General features: G+C 32.1%; 15 protein-coding genes. 9 read left to right on the top strand and 6 right to left on the bottom strand.

From position 1 onward, the window contains the following. Positions 1–888 carry a deoxyribonuclease IV gene (locus BKP45_RS05605; RefSeq protein WP_071388715.1) on the top strand — a complete coding sequence of 296 codons (888 nt, stop codon included), beginning with the start codon at positions 1–3 and terminating at the stop codon, positions 886–888. Positions 889–1,047: 159 nt separating this feature from the next. Here BKP45_RS05605 and BKP45_RS05610 read toward each other — a convergent pair whose 3' ends face one another. Then, positions 1,048–1,311 (bottom strand): DUF2624 family protein, encoded by a 264-nt coding sequence (locus tag BKP45_RS05610; protein ID WP_071388716.1) that lies wholly within the window; start codon positions 1,309–1,311, stop codon positions 1,048–1,050. A gap of 333 nt (positions 1,312–1,644) precedes the next feature. On the opposite strand from BKP45_RS05610, the gene BKP45_RS05615 reads away from it, so the two are divergent. Then, positions 1,645–2,406, top strand: a complete 762-nt coding sequence (locus BKP45_RS05615) for a metal ABC transporter ATP-binding protein (protein WP_071388717.1) — start codon at positions 1,645–1,647, stop codon at positions 2,404–2,406. Then, the gene (locus BKP45_RS05620) at positions 2,406–3,260 is read left to right on the top strand and encodes a metal ABC transporter permease (protein WP_071388718.1); all 855 of its coding nucleotides are present in this window, start codon (positions 2,406–2,408) and stop codon (positions 3,258–3,260) included. Before BKP45_RS05615 ends, BKP45_RS05620 begins: the two co-directional genes overlap by 1 nt. Positions 3,261–3,297: 37 nt before the next feature. Here BKP45_RS05620 and BKP45_RS05625 read toward each other — a convergent pair whose 3' ends face one another. Then, positions 3,298–5,400: an RNA degradosome polyphosphate kinase gene (locus BKP45_RS05625; protein ID WP_071388719.1), complete on the bottom strand. Its 2,103-nt coding sequence runs from the start codon at positions 5,398–5,400 to the stop codon at positions 3,298–3,300. 174 nt (positions 5,401–5,574) lie between these two features. Next, on the bottom strand, positions 5,575–7,113 hold the full coding sequence (ppx, locus tag BKP45_RS05630) for an exopolyphosphatase (protein WP_071388720.1): 1,539 nt from the start codon (positions 7,111–7,113) through the stop codon (positions 5,575–5,577). 185 nt (positions 7,114–7,298) lie between these two features. Between ppx and BKP45_RS05635 the strand changes: the two genes are divergently transcribed. The 3 genes from BKP45_RS05635 to BKP45_RS05645 all read left to right on the top strand — a co-directional run bounded on the left by BKP45_RS05635 (position 7,299) and on the right by BKP45_RS05645 (position 9,388). Continuing rightward, positions 7,299–8,072 (top strand): metal ABC transporter ATP-binding protein, encoded by a 774-nt coding sequence (locus BKP45_RS05635; RefSeq protein ID WP_071388721.1) that lies wholly within the window; start codon positions 7,299–7,301, stop codon positions 8,070–8,072. A 2-nt stretch (positions 8,073–8,074) separates the two neighbouring features. Continuing rightward, positions 8,075–8,905: a metal ABC transporter permease gene (locus tag BKP45_RS05640; protein WP_071388722.1), complete on the top strand. Its 831-nt coding sequence runs from the start codon at positions 8,075–8,077 to the stop codon at positions 8,903–8,905. Positions 8,906–8,977: 72 nt separating this feature from the next. Further along, positions 8,978–9,388 carry a Fur family transcriptional regulator gene (locus tag BKP45_RS05645; protein WP_071388723.1) on the top strand — a complete coding sequence of 137 codons (411 nt, stop codon included), beginning with the start codon at positions 8,978–8,980 and terminating at the stop codon, positions 9,386–9,388. Between the two features lie 60 nt (positions 9,389–9,448). Here BKP45_RS05645 and BKP45_RS05650 read toward each other — a convergent pair whose 3' ends face one another. Next, positions 9,449–10,036, bottom strand: a complete 588-nt coding sequence (locus BKP45_RS05650) for a hypothetical protein (RefSeq protein WP_071388724.1) — start codon at positions 10,034–10,036, stop codon at positions 9,449–9,451. A gap of 138 nt (positions 10,037–10,174) precedes the next feature. Here BKP45_RS05650 and BKP45_RS05655 point away from each other — a divergent pair, with 138 nt between their 5' ends. Beyond that, positions 10,175–10,594 carry a DUF4190 domain-containing protein gene (locus tag BKP45_RS05655; protein WP_407639573.1) on the top strand — a complete coding sequence of 140 codons (420 nt, stop codon included), beginning with the start codon at positions 10,175–10,177 and terminating at the stop codon, positions 10,592–10,594. 101 nt (positions 10,595–10,695) lie between these two features. Here BKP45_RS05655 and ispG read toward each other — a convergent pair whose 3' ends face one another. Together ispG and BKP45_RS05665 are read right to left on the bottom strand one after the other, a co-directional pair. Further along, complete coding sequence (gene ispG / locus BKP45_RS05660; protein WP_071388725.1) at positions 10,696–11,784, bottom strand: flavodoxin-dependent (E)-4-hydroxy-3-methylbut-2-enyl-diphosphate synthase; 1,089 nt, start codon at positions 11,782–11,784, stop codon at positions 10,696–10,698. A 237-nt stretch (positions 11,785–12,021) separates the two neighbouring features. Further along, the gene (locus tag BKP45_RS05665) at positions 12,022–12,369 is read right to left on the bottom strand and encodes a hypothetical protein (protein ID WP_071388726.1); all 348 of its coding nucleotides are present in this window, start codon (positions 12,367–12,369) and stop codon (positions 12,022–12,024) included. 105 nt (positions 12,370–12,474) lie between these two features. Between BKP45_RS05665 and BKP45_RS05670 the strand changes: the two genes are divergently transcribed. Beyond that, positions 12,475–13,710: an MFS transporter gene (locus BKP45_RS05670; RefSeq protein ID WP_071388727.1), complete on the top strand. Its 1,236-nt coding sequence runs from the start codon at positions 12,475–12,477 to the stop codon at positions 13,708–13,710. A 110-nt stretch (positions 13,711–13,820) separates the two neighbouring features. Beyond that, positions 13,821–14,693, top strand: a complete 873-nt coding sequence (locus BKP45_RS05675) for a DUF1002 domain-containing protein (protein ID WP_071388728.1) — start codon at positions 13,821–13,823, stop codon at positions 14,691–14,693. The last annotated feature ends 286 nt before the right edge of the window (positions 14,694–14,979 follow it).

Consider the following 14,979-nt stretch of genomic DNA (forward strand, 5'->3'; position numbering starts at 1 on the left):
ATGAAATTGGGTTCACACGTATCAATGAGTGGAAAAAAGATGCTTCTTTCTGCAAGTGAGGAAGCAGTTTCATATGGAGCAAATACATTTATGATATATACTGGTGCTCCGCAAAATACGCGAAGAAAACCAGTTGAAGAGTTGAATATTCCAGCGGGACAAGCACATATGTTGGAACATGGGATTAAAGAAATTATTGTTCATGCACCTTACATTATTAATATAGGCAATTCACAAAAGCCAGAAACGTTTGAGCTAGGCGTAAATTTCTTAAAGTCTGAGATTGCTCGTACTTACGAATTAGGAGCAAAGCAAATTGTTCTTCATCCTGGTGCTCATGTCAACGCTGGTACAGATGTTGGAATAAAGCAAATTATTACTGGATTAAATGAGGTACTTGAAAAAGACCAGGAAGTTCAAATAGCGTTAGAGACAATGGCAGGAAAAGGTTCTGAGTGTGGACGAAGCTTTGAAGAATTAGCTGAAATCATTAGCGGAGTATCATTAAATGAAAAGTTATCTGTCTGCTTAGATACGTGTCACGTGCATGATGCTGGTTATAATATAGTTGAGGATTTTGATGGTGTATTAAATGAATTTGATAAAATAGTTGGATTAGACCGTTTAAAGGTTCTGCATATTAATGACAGTAAGAATGTTCGAGGATCAAGAAAAGATCGCCATGAAAATATTGGTTTTGGTCATATCGGATTTAATGCTCTTAGCTATATTGTTCACCATCCTCATCTTGAAAATATTCCTAAAATATTAGAAACACCATACGTTGGAACAGACAAGAAAAATACTAAACCACCATATAAACATGAGATTGATATGTTAAGAAGTAAAAAGTTTGACCCTGAACTTCAACAAAAAATTATGGCATAAAAAACCCCCATTCATTATTTGATTACATAATGAATGGGGGTCTTTACATTACAAAGTTTAGAATACTAATAATTTATCCCACTCTTAAGGGACAGCAAGACCCCGACCTCAAAACTTAAGAAAATCGAAAAGGTTAGGTTTTGGATTAACTGCACTTTGTTATAAGTATTGATCATATTGCTTTAACATTTCGTTTACTTGTTTTTCAGTTTTGGCGTCTATTTGTTGTTTTACCTTAGCTAGTATCCGTTCGCGTTGAGCCTTATTAGTAACATCAATTCTTTCAGATCTTAATATTGCTATTATTTTTGTTGCTTGTGCATCAGAAATCTTAAATTGGTACTGTTTAGCATATTGAATTAACTCTTCTTTTGTTAGGGTATTGAGCTTATGGTTTACCATTTGTAAAATAAAAGGATTCATGTTTTGCCTTCCTTTCTAAAATAGTAATTAGTTTAGTTTATGTTTCAAAATATGTAATGTGACTAAAAATTAATGACAAACTTGAAAAGGTATATAACAAAAGAAAATGTTTGCAATTGTTTCGGGCAGCTAATATAATTTACTAAAAGATAAAAAGTTTCCCTTAGGAAACTTTTTATCTTTCGTGCACAAATTAGGAACATACGTCATATATTGAATTTGATCATTCAAAATTGTAAATAACTATTAACTTCATAAGTGTAATCAAATAGAAATGTATTCTTAGAATAGAACATTAAATTTTAAAAGTTAATTAGACAAGGAGGATCTACTGTGAGGCGAAATCAATACGAAATAACTGTTGAAAATCTATCCGTAAATTATGGTGGACATCACGCTTTAAAAAATATTAGTTTTTCTTTTCAAAGCGGTCATCTAATAGGAATTGTAGGACCGAATGGTGCCGGTAAATCAACGCTAATAAAAGCAGTTTTAGGTTTAGAGAAGTTTTCAGGTGAGGTAAAAGTTTTTGGTAAAGGTATAAAAGAAATGCGTAAGAAAATTTCTTATGTCCCCCAAAGAAGCTCAATAGACTTTGATTTTCCAGTTATTGTGGAAGATGTTGTATTAATGGGTAGATACACATACATCCCTTGGTACAAAAGAATTGGAAATAAAGATAAAGAAATAGCGATGAATGCACTTGAACAAGTAGGAATGGAAAGTTTTGCAAAACGCCAAATTGGACAATTATCTGGCGGACAACAGCAAAGAGTATTTATTGCGCGTGCATTAGCTCAACAAGCAGATTTGTTTTTCTTGGATGAACCATTTGTAGGTATAGACGCAACGAGTGAGGATATCATAGTAGATCTTTTGAGGCAGCTTCAAAAAGAAGGTAAAACAATCTTTGTTGTACACCATGATTTAAGCAAGGTAGAAAAATATTTTGATCAATTGTTACTTTTAAATCAAGAATTAGTCGGAGTTGGAAAAGTGAAGGATATATATAAACCGGAACTATTATCAGAAGCTTACAAAGGCAGTATAACATTATTTGAAAACAAGGATAAGATGATGGTGGTGAGTAATTAATGCAACAAGTAATGAGCTTCATAGATCAAGTTTCGAGATATCAGTATTTGCAAAATGCTTTGATCGCCGCTATATTAGTTGGGATTATTTGTGGTGTGGTTGGTTGTTTTATTATTTTAAGGGGAATGTCACTTATGGGGGATGCGATTTCTCACGCAGTTTTACCTGGAATTGTAATTGCCTATATGATTGGGATTAATTTCTTTATTGGAGCAGTTATTACAGGAGTTATTACTGCCTTATCAATAGGGTATATATCACAAAACAGCCGTATTAAGGATGACTCTGCCATAGGTATAATGTTTACGGCTGCATTTGCACTAGGTGTTGTTCTTAATTCAACATTAAAAGGCACAAGTGTTAACTTATGGAATATATTGTTTGGAAATGTACTCGCTGTATCTAGAACTGACTTATGGATTACATTTGGAATGGGTATTTTTGTTATTTTGATGATTATTTTATTTTATCGGCCATTATTATTAAGTACATTTGATCCAACAATGGCTAAATCAACTGGTTTACCAGTGAAATTTATTCATTACATGTTAATGCTATTATTATCATTAGTAACAGTTGCATCGCTTCAAACAGTTGGGATTATTTTAGTAGTAGCTATGCTTATAACACCGGGAGCTACTGCTTATTTATTGACAGATCGCCTATCGACTATGTTAGTATTGGCTGCCATTTTTGGGGTGATATCTGGTGTTATTGGTTTATATTATTCAGTTTTGTTTGATGTAAGCTCTGGTTCAACGATTGTTTTAGTTGCATCTATTTTATTTGGGTTAGCATTCTTTTTCTCCCCAAAACAAGGGGTACTTTGGAAAATAATTAGATCAAGAATTTAAGTTAGAAAATCGCAAGAGGAGATGCCCTTGCGATTTTCTAACTGTCTTCAAAATATTTAGCGGCCATTTGATAAAAGATATTTTGACTTTGAATCTCACGTTCATTTTTAGATTTTTGTACATAAGTATAGGTACCATCTTTATTTTGTTGTCTAGCCTTTACATTATCCTTTATCATTATTTCTAAAATATTTTTAATTCTGTCTTTAATTTTATTATTAATGATAGGAAAAAGAATTTCTATCCTTCTTTCCATATTTCTTGTCATCCAATCTGCTGAAGATAAGAATAAGGAATGATCCCCACCATGTTGAAAGTAAAAAATTCGACTATGTTCTAAAAATCTGTCTACGATACTTATGACTCTAATATTTTCACTTACATCTAATATCCCAGGTCTCAAACAACAAATCCCTCTTATTATCAGTTCAATTGTAACACCAGCCTGACTAGCTTCGTAAAGTTTAGTAATGATAGGTTTATCAGTAAGTGAATTCATTTTGGCAATGATTTTTCCGTTTCCATTTTTTTTATGGAACTCAATTTCTTTCTCGATTAACTCTAGAAATGTCTCTCTTATTTCAAATGGAGCAGTTGAAATATAATTCCATTTCGGTTTTTCACTAAAACCACTTAAGTAATTAAAAAAGTTAGTAGCATCAATGCCAAATTTTTCGTTACATGTTAATAAGCCCATATCTGTATATAGCTTTGCGGTTGAGTCGTTATAGTTGCCAGTTCCTAAATGGACAAACCGTTGAATTTGGTCATTTGAATGTCGCACAATTAATGTTATTTTACTGTGTGTTTTTAGTGATGTAATCCCATAAATTACATGAACACCTGATTTCTCTAGCTTTTTAGCCCATTGAATATTATTTTCTTCATCAAATCTTGCCTTTAACTCGACGAGTACGGTTACTTGTTTTCCGTTTTCAGCTGCCTTGGCTAATGAGTGAATAATTGGCGAATCTCCACTAACACGGTAGAGTGTTTGTTTGATCGCTAATACATTTGGATCACTTGCTGCTGTTGATATAAAGTCAACAATTGGTTGAAATGACTCGTAAGGATGATGTAAGAAAATATCTTTTTTTAAAATCGCTTCAAATATATCTACCTCATTTGCTAAATCTTCAGGTGGTTGTGGGATAAACGTTTCATTAATTAAATAATCGTGCTCAGAACCTATAACAGAATAGAGTTTAAATAGGAACGTTAAATCTATTGGTCCGTGAAAAGTATAAACATCTTTTTGTTTTAATTCTAAAACATCTAATAAAAAAACTAGTACTTTTTCAGCCATTTTACCTTCTTGCATTTCAAGTCTTACTGCAGCCCCCCACTTTCGCTTTTTCAGTTCTTTTTCTATTTCAGTTAACAGGTCACGAGCTCCTTCCTCGTGAATAGTTAAATCTGCGTTTCTTGTAATTCGAAATGGGGATACTGACAAAACTGTATAACCATTAAAAAGTTCTTGTATAAAGAAACTAATAACATCTTCTAACATAATAAATTGAGCTTTCCCGTTAGAAGATGGTAAACTAATAAATCGAGTTAAGACACTTGGAACTTGTACAATTGCTAATTTCTCTTTCTTCATGTCTGGTTTTGATAATAGGACAGCTAAATTAAGACTTTTATTTAGAAGCATCGGAAATGGTCTGTAAGCGTCAATTGCCATTGGTGTTAATACGGGTAGTATATAAGTATTAAATCGATTTCTTAAAAAATCAATTTGCTCTGAGTTACACTCTTCTATGGCAAGAAACTGAAACCCTTCATAGTAGAGCATCGGGAGTAACGTTTCGGTGAATAATTGATCTTGTAGTTTAACAATTCGATGGTTTAAAACACAGATTTCTTCTAATTGCTCTCTAGGTGTTAATCCAGCTTTATTTTCTGGTTTATTAAATCCGGCTTTGACCTGATCTTTAAGCCCTGCTACACGCACCATAAAAAACTCATCAAGATTCGAGCTGAAAATAGCTAAAAATTTAAGCCTTTCCAATAAAGGATTCCCCTCATCAATAGCTTCTTGTAATACTCTTTCATTAAATCTAAGCCAACTTAATTCACGGTTATTATAAAAATTAGGATTATTTAAATCGATAAATTTACACAATTGGTGTTTTTTCATGAGAATCACCTTTCAAACCTTTAATCTAAAATAAAGCTTTATTCAAATCAATTTCCTTTATCTTCTAAATAAATGAAAGTTCAATTAACAACATTAGATCTACCGTGATTAACAATAAACCATAGTCAGTTTATTAGTTATTTTTTAAATACTTAGCATCCATTTTCTTCGGCATTACGGCATTACTACTTGGAAAAGTAGTTCAATTTGTTTGTTAACTGTTTTTTCAAGGTGTTTCTTTTGCTTTTGTGCTTGTGTTTTCTCGAAATACGGCTCTGATTTACAAATCAAATCTAAATTAAGGACACCACTACTTTTTTGATCTATCTTTACTTTTGTTACAATTTGCTTTTTTGTTCGATTTAAACTATAAGAGAACTTCAAAATTGCACCAAGTAATTCAAGTTTTTCAACATCTTCTATCGTAAACCAATCTTTAAAATTTGATAAATATGATGTAAGGGTATTTCGTGATTTAAATGATGCAATTAAAGAAATTTTTAACCTTTCAAGGTGTGTTAGTCCATCAATTGATAGATTTGTTAATAAATAAAAAGTATGTTGACTACTAGCCTCATGGCTAATATATTCTCCTAGATAAAGTACATGGCAACTTAGCTGTAGAATTTTTAAATCGTCTTCAGTAAAGGAATTTTTATTGTGATTTTTTAAAGTGTTAAAAAGGTCAGTTGCCAACTTTGAAATATAATTAATTTGGTCAATATCTATCTCATATTTTTGAGATAACTGATAAAAACTTTCCTCAGCAATGTTTGGAAAATTTTCTATGTTTTTTTGTTGAAATAACTCCTTATAAAATAATCCGTTTCTTAGTCCTTTGTTACTCATGATGAATGTAGAAACTTTTGCTACACTCATCAATGTAAAGATAGCCTCAGCTGCAGGAATAATAATATCGGCACGATCCTTCGATAGTCCATCTAAACCTTGTCTTTCTTTTAAAGATAATTTCTTTAGATTAGTGATAATATCCAGCATATTATCATAGCTCATTTCATAATGATGTAAGCCATTTAGTGGGTAATTTATTTTACGCTGATGAATTAACGCTAGGTTTCTTGCGCTTCCTCCAATGCCAATTAATGGCACCTGTTGTTTTTTTATCCATTCAAGGGATTGGAACTGTTCTGTTAAAAAAGCCTTTAATTTTGTTAGCTCTTCTTTCGTAGGTGGTTCGTTTTCTAAAAAGTTCTGTTTTAATGTAATGGCACCAAAAGGAAAACTAAAATAATTTATTAATTTTCTGTTTTTAAATAATGTTACCTCAGTACTTCCGCCACCAATATCTATCGTAAGTCCATCAATAATATTTGTTGAATTTGTTACAGCTAAATATCCATAAAATGCTTCTTCATAATCTGATAATATATCCATTGAGAAGTCTGTTTCTTCACTTACTTTATTAATGATTTTCGCTTGGTTATTTGCTTGACGAATGGCCGCTGTTGCTACGCATTTTATATTCGTTACATGATATGTACGGGTAATATCATGAAAATATTTTAATGCCTCTAATAAAACAGAAATTCCTTTGTTAGTAATATTTCCTTCTTTATTAATATGGCTACTTAATCGTGCTACTACTTTTAAATTTTGTATTTCATTATAAAATCCTCTTTTATCTAATTGAAAAATAACAAGTCGTATAGAATTCGATCCTATATCAATAAAGGCAATATTTTGATTTTGCATACCAATGGATCCTCCCTAAAAATTATTAGTTATTTTTTCCATTATACAACACTATAATGAAAAGGGCGCTTCGTTTACAAATGCACAGTAGTACTGTATACTACGTATTGTTAAATCGGAATGGTTCTTAATAAACAACGTGCGATAGATATTTCTTAGTATCGCTCAGTGGAGGATTTTTTTATATGTCAAAACAAGAAGAAAATTATGTCATTGATATTCATAATTTATATTTTCAATATGGTTCAAAAACTGTTTTACAGAATATTGATTTAAATGTACAAAAAGGATCTTTTCTCGGGTTGGTAGGTCCAAATGGTTCAGGCAAATCAACATTAATAAAATGTATGTTAGGCTTGTTACAACCAACTTCAGGTGAGATTAAGTTATTCGGTGAAACTATAAATAACTTTAATAAATGGGATAAAATTGGTTTTGTCTCTCAAAAAGCAAATAGTTTTAATAGCGGCTTTCCTGCAACTGTTTTTGAAGTCGTTTCAATGGGGCTATTTGCGAAAGTAGGACTTTTTCGCTTTTTAACAAAACAGCATAAAGAAAAAGTTAGAAATGCCATTGAACTTGTAGGAATGACTGAATATATGAAGCAAAACATCGGAGAACTTTCTGGTGGACAACAGCAAAGAGTGTTTATTGCCAGAGCTTTAGTGAGTGATCCAGAATTATTAATATTAGATGAACCTACCGTTGGTATAGATGTGCATACGGTAAACAATTTTTATACTATGTTAAGTAAATTAAATGAAAAAGGCATTACCCTGTTATTAGTAACGCATGATATCGGTATTATGACGAATCATGTAACAGCTGTTGCTTGTTTAAATAAACATTTACATTTCCATGGAAATACTAAAGATTTTGAAGAGGATCATGTACTTTCTGCTTTTCATGGAAAAGATGTACATATACTTGTTCATAATCATGACCGTGGGAGGCAATAAGAATGGAGGTTGTATCAGTTTTTCTCCAATATGAATTTTTAAGAAACGCATTTTTTTCAGGGATAATGGTAGGATTTCTAGCTCCAATTTTAGGAGTGTTTTTAGTTGTACGCCGTTTATCGTTAATCGCTGATGCTCTGTCCCATATTACATTATCTGGGATAGCAGCAAGTTTACTATTAGGTAAGTACATGGTGTTCTTTGGAGCTCTTAACCCACTTTATTTAGGAATAGTTTTTTCCGTTGGGGGAGCATTATTAATCGAAAAATTAAGGAATGTATATAAAACGTATCAAGAACTTTCCATACCAATAATTCTTTCGGGTGGAATTGGATTAGGGGTAGTTTTTATTTCTTTAGCAGATGGATTTAATACTGATTTGTTTAATTATTTATTTGGTAGTGTAATTGCAGTTACACGATCAGATTTATGGACAATTACTAGTATTACGATTATTGTAACTATTCTTTTAATTTTCTTCTATAAAGAACTTTTCTTTTTATCATTCGACGAAGAACAAGCGATAGTTTCAGGCATAAATAAACGACTTGTTCATTTAGTTTTTATTATTATGGTTGCCCTCGTAATTGCATCTTCTATGAGAATCGTTGGAATTTTACTAGTTTCATCATTAATGTCTTTACCAGTTGCAGCGAGTATGCGAATTGCTAAAGGATTTAAACAAATGTTTATCTTTTCAATTATTTTTGGAGAACTTGCTGTTATTATTGGTTTAATTAGTGCGTATCATTTAGATCTTGCACCTGGTGGTACAATTGTTGTAACAGCAGTACTTATCTTACTTATCACAATTATTTTTAAGCGAAGATAATTATTTCGATAAATAATGTTCGAGTAATGAAAATACCAATTTTAGAAATGCTTAATCTGGGGGTATTAATTTATGGATGTATCAAAAGCTTTACTATTACTAAAAGAAAAAGGGTACAAGTATACAGATAAAAGGGAACAAATGCTTCAGCTATTTTCTAATGAAAAAAGGTATATAGCAGCAAAGGATGTATTAGAGGCAATGCAAAAAGATTATCCTGGTTTAAGTTTCGATACCATTTATCGAAATCTTTCTACATTCGTTGAATTAGGAATATTAGAGATGACAGAACTTGACGGTGAGAAAAAGTTTCGTTTTAGTTGCTCAACTGATCAACATCATCATCATATGATTTGTTTAACGTGTGGGAAAACAAGACATGTCCATGTTTGTCCAATGGATCAATTAAAAGTTTCAAGTGAAGATTTTAAAATTGTTGATCATAAATTTGAGGTGTATGGGTATTGCAAAAATTGTAGTTAGTACTTAATACCTCCAAGACTAGATAAGATTTGTATTTTCTAAGGAACCCCTTTGCATTATTTAGCTAAGGGGTTCTCCTTTATTTATCCATTTATTTACCCAAACAGCTGCTTCCTTCCAATCTTTCACACGAATAACTTGTTGAGGAATTGGATCCTGATTATAAGGAGTATCCAGTAAAATTACTGGAATATTACATTCTTCTGAGATATCACAAGCATTGTCATGTTTATCTTCAAAAAAGATTTCGATATTATGCTTTTTTATTGTCTGTAGTTTATCGTGTTGTCCTAAAAGCTCAATATGATGATAAGGTATTTTGTGTTTATTGAACCAGTTTTCGGTAATTTCCAAAAGATGGTTACCGCGAGCGCTGATGTACGTAAAATGATGATCGTTTTGCCATCCGCGCAGTGTTTCAGCAAAAAATGAAGCTATTGGTGCGTTTTTATAAATAATTGGTTCATATTCTTTCATCCATTGCCAAAATTGTTCATCAGTGACATTTAAAAATGGGGTTAATTCATATTGAGTAATATCACTTAATGTAATATTTTTATTGAAATGTTTATTAATGTATGGAATGAATGTTTCAGGCGATGTTACAGTTCCATCAATATCTAGTCCGAAGCGAATTTGCTTTTTCAAAAAGATCACCCTTTATAATAGTATTCTTCTTTATAATAACATAAGATCATTCCTAAATATGAAATCATTAACATCAATATTGCATCGTTCATGTGTAATACTAAAAATGCTCCTGAAAAAGAAAGTGAGGGATGACGAATGACAGATATTAATGAAACAAATAAAGATAAGCGTTCTCTTGACTTAGACAATAGGGAAAGAGACGAAAACCCAAACGGTATAATGGCAGCTGATTATCCTAATGGTGACTATAAGGAAGAAACGGCTGCAGAATTTGCACCACAGCGTGGGTTTGTAGGAGAACGCCCATTTGCTGATGATGTAGACGAGGAAACCAGAGCAGACATTGATGGTGAAACTGAAGGTAGGGGTGTAGGAGCATTTGCGATCGTCCTTTCCATCATTTCATTGTTCTTTTTACCTGTGATATTAGGAGCAGCAGGTATAATTGTAGGTTTTATTGCTCGTCGTAATGGAGCTACTGGACTTGGAAACTGGGCTATAGGTATTGGTGCAGTATCTATCATTTTAACGTTGTTTTTCTCACCATTTTTCTAAGCAAACTTTAAAAAAGCACTATCATTCATAAGAAGAGGCTGCGTAGGTCATTCAAACTAATAATAAATGTTTGAATGACCAACCAGCCCTTTTTTTACTTATTAAATGTTAATATTAGTCTTTTCTTTAGCAATTTTATCAATTTCTTTTTTAAGCTCTTCTACCATAATTTCTTCAGGAACTTTTCGAACAATTTCCCCGTGTCTAAATAATAGACCTTCGCCTCGCGCTCCAGCAATTCCAATGTCTGCTTCTTTTGCTTCTCCTGGGCCATTTACCGCACAACCTAGTACTGCTACTTTAATTGGTGCTTTAATTTTTGAAATATACTCTTCGATCTCATTGGCAATGCTGATGAGATCTATTTCAATTCTACCACAAGTCGGGCATGAAATAAGAGTAGCTGCATTTGCAGCAAGACCAAATGATTTTAATAATTCCCTAGCTACTTTTACTTCTTCTACTGGGTCCGCACTTAAAGAAATACGCACAGTATTTCCTATACCTTTATGAAGGAGTACTCCTAGGCCAGCAGCGCTTTTTATCGTACCTGCAAATAAAGTTCCAGATTCAGTAATACCTAAATGGAGGGGGTAATCAAAGGCTTTAGCGGCTTTTTCATATGCTTCAACCGCTAAATTTACATCAGAAGCTTTCATGGAAACAATAATATCGTAAAAATCTAAGTCTTCAAGAATTTTGATGTGGTGAAGAGCACTTTCTACCATTCCGTCAGCTGTTGGGTATCCATATTTATCCAAAATCCTTTTTTCCAATGAACCAGCATTTACACCTATACGAATTGGGATACCTTTTTCTTTTGCGAGTTTTACAACTGCTTCGACTTTTTCCTTTTTACCGATATTTCCTGGATTAATACGAATTTTGTCTGCTCCGCCTTCTATTGCTTTTAAAGCAAGGCGATAATCGAAATGAATGTCTACCACTAAAGGGATATTAATTCTTTTTTTAATTTCACTAATGGCCTCTGCAGCCCTCATATCAGGACAAGCGACACGAACAATCTGACATCCCGCTTCTTCTAGTCTTAGTATTTCTGCAACTGTTGCTTCTACATCATGTGTTTTTGTAGTAGTCATACTTTGAATAACGACTTCGTTATTTCCACCAATTGTAATAGGACCTACTTTAATTGGCTTTGTTTTTGTTCTATGGATGATTTGGGTCATTATTTACACGCACCCCTTCTAAATAATCATTTTAAATTTTCGCCAATTGTTGAACATATGTTGGACAGCGAAATTCAAAATTACTCTTATTTTATCAATGATGATAAATGTTTGGCAAGAAGGAAGCAATTATCCCATTCCATGTGTATATTTTTAGGAAAAATAAGAAAGGTTATTTGACGAATTACATATAGCGCCAAATAGACAACTTCCGTTTCATAGTTGTATTACTGCTCATCAGTTGGGATAAATGGGAAAAAGATAAGCGTCACCTATTTTAATATTACTTGCATTTGTATTGGGATTTAATGTTTCAAAATCATTAATAATTTGTTGAATAGAAGCATTGACTGGTCCTATATGTAGTTCCTCAACGATGGATAGTACTGTGTAACCTGGTTCTACAACGATGGATTCTGAAGGTATATTTTCAATTTTTTCTACAGATATATTAGATGAATGATTAACGGTTGTAGTGCTTTCTGCGGCAACTATTGTATTAGCGGGTAGAGTACCTATATTTAGGTCATAATAAATACTGTATATAGTTATTAGTAAAAGAATAGGTGCAATTAATTTTTTCATTTGAAGATACCCCCGTTTTTTAAGATAAGAATTTATAAATTGTGATACGTTCTTATGTTACATTCGTATGCTTGTCCATCTTTAATTATGACAAGAGAGGTTTTTATGAAGAAAAAAGCCACAGTTTACATTATGAGTACTATTGGACTTTTACCTTTAGTAATGGTATTAGGAAACTCAATGCTATTACCGATACTACCTTTAATGGAAGATGAATTAAATATTACGCATATAGAAGTAGGGATGTTATTATCCATTTTTTCACTTATTGCTGCCATTGTTATCCCTATAGTAGGTTTTCTTTCTGACAGATTCGGGAGAAAAAAATTAGTGTTATTATCACTGTTTTTTGTGATGGTAGGAAATCTTGTAACAATCATTGGTGGGCATGGATTTAAAGAGCCATATACTTGGATTTTGATAGGAAGGATCATTCAAGGAATTGGGGCGGGAGGGACAGCACCACTTGCTATGGCATTAATTGGTGATCTATTTGAAGGGGAGCAACGAAGTAAAAGTTTAGGTATTATTGAAGTTTTTAATGGAATAGGAAAAGTAGTAAGTCCATTCATTGGGGCTATAGCTGCACTCTTTTCATGGTATAGTGTATTTTATTTTTACTTTTTTGCTTCTTTAATGGCTTTTGTAGGAATATATTTTAGTATTAAATCGATCAATCAAGAAAAGGTTAATGAACCACTATTGCACTATTTGAAAATGTTAATGAGTGTTATTAGAAAAGAGGCTAGAACTTTGTTTCCGCTTTCTTTAATAGGTGCAGTAGGTCTTTTTTTATTGTTTGGAATGCTCGTTTTTTTATCATTTGAAATAGAGAGAATTTATGCTCTAAATGGTTTGTTTAAAGGATTTGTATTTATGGTACCATTAGGTGTGTTAACATATGTTTCTTATTGGACAGGTAAGAATATAGCAAGTAATTCACTATATATGAAGAAATTGTTGCTTTTAGGGATAACTTTGCTAACAGGTTCTTTATTAAGTTTAATTTTTTTTCATCAGTTCCACGAATTAATTTTTAGTTTAACAATTGCAGCATCTGGGGTTGGTTTTATTTTGCCCTGTGTTAATACGATAATTACTTCAACAGTAGGCGGAAAAGAAAGAGGGTTTATTGTTTCAATTTATGGAATGGTTCGGTTTTTAGGGGTTGCATTTGGACCGATATTTTTTTCATTATGGATGCAAGAAGTAGTCAGTATGTTTGTGAAAGCAAGCCTTTTAATGATTATCACAGGAATATGGGTAGTCATTTCTTTTAAGTTAACTCGTGTAATAAAAACAAGGAAAGTTCAACTAACTATTAGAAAAAAATTCAATTGATTTTATGGTAAATGGGTCTAAAGTCACTGTTTTTTAACCCCGAAAAGTGTTCTATTACTATTAGCAATACAATATTAAATTATAAGCAAGATACGAGAGGAGTACTTTTAATGAGAAAATTAATCCTGTTATTATTGATAGGGTTGTTTACCATTCTAGCCCCTACGCCTATTTTAGGAGATGCAGTAGTGGGTGAAGTTATTGTAACGCTAGGGAAAAATTTAACTGAACAACAGAAAAAACAGATACTTCAAGAAATGAATGTAACAGACGATACCGAAATAATTTATGTTAGTATTGAAGAAGAAAGAAAATACTTAGGTAACTATATAAGTCAACAAAAGATCGGTAGTCGATCTATCTCATCTGCACGAATTATCTTACTAGATAGTGGTGCAGGGATAAATGTAGCGTCTAATAATATTGATTGGGTTTCAGAAGGTATGTATGCAAACGCATTGGTTACAGCTGGTATAACTGATGCAGATATTTATGTGACAGCACCATTTAATGTATCAGGTACTGGTGCTCTAACTGGTATTATTAAAGCTTATGAAATATCAGCAGAGATAGAAATTCCAGAGGAACAAAAACAAGTTGCGAATGAAGAAATGGTTAAAACAGCTGAGCTTGGTGATCGTCTAGGAATTGAACAAGCTACAGAATTAATGACAAGAATTAAAGAAGAAATTGCTAAAAATCCTATCACCAATGAAGAAGAGTTACGTGATCTTATTCAAAGAATTGCACAAGAGCTTGGTATAACATTGACTGAAGAAGAATTACGAGGATTGATTTCTTTATTTAATCGTATGAAAGATTTAAATATTGATTGGAATCAAGTACAAAATCAAATTTCAAAAATAAGAGATAATTTAGGTGAGTTTTTAAATAGGGAAGATACTCAAACTTTTATCAGAAAAATTCTAGATCTTTTAATTGAAATAATAAATGTAATTAAAGGTTGGTTTACAAACGGATAATAAATGGGGCCTAACTAAAAGTTTTGAGTTAGGTCCCTTATCATTAAGTGTTATGAAGAATCGAAATGGGATTTTGTTATTAGTCAATATCAAGAAATTTTTTTACCCATATGTAATAAAGACTTTTACACGGAAAATTTCCTTGTATCTATTTGTTTAAAAGAAAGTGTTGTTTTTAAGGCATCGGTTTTTCTTTTATGTTTTTTTGTAATGTTTTTTTTCATCGATAATCACCTCTTTTTTACTATACCCATCTTTCTTTTTATATATAATATTTTGAAACTTA

This window comes from Anaerobacillus alkalidiazotrophicus, from assembly GCF_001866055.1.